Annotated in this window: 1 pseudogene; it reads left to right on the top strand. The window is 54.7% G+C overall.

Annotated features, from left to right (window positions below):
- Nucleotides 1-393, top strand: a pseudogene (locus V5P19_RS23035) (translocation and assembly module TamB); the annotation flags it as partial.

Here is a 393-nt window from a genome sequence, read left to right as displayed (position 1 = left end):
GTATCACCCTTTCGGGGCGTAACGTGCAGGTAACGCAAACCGTCAACGATGCGGCGCTGCCCGTGGCGTTTCAGACACTGAATCTGACGGCGGAATTGCGTAACAACCGTGCCGAATTGGGCTGGACCATCCGCCTGACCAATAACGGCCAGTTTGATGGACAGGTGCAGGTGACCGATCCGCAAGGCCGCCGTAATCTTGGTGGCAACGTCAATATCCGTAACTTCAACCTTGCGATGATAAACCCCATCTTTACCCGTGGGGAAAAAGCAGCGGGGATGGTGAGTGCCAACTTGCGTCTGGGTGGTGATGTGCAAAGCCCGCAGTTGTTTGGTCAGCTTCAGGTTACGGGTGTGGATATCGACGGCAACTTTATGCCGTTTGATATGCAAC

This window comes from Enterobacter sp. UNJFSC 003 (genome assembly GCF_036903355.1).
Classification (GTDB): domain Bacteria; phylum Pseudomonadota; class Gammaproteobacteria; order Enterobacterales; family Enterobacteriaceae; genus Enterobacter.
The sequence above is the reverse complement of the archived record's forward strand: the minus strand, read 5'-3'. Positions and strand labels throughout refer to the sequence as shown.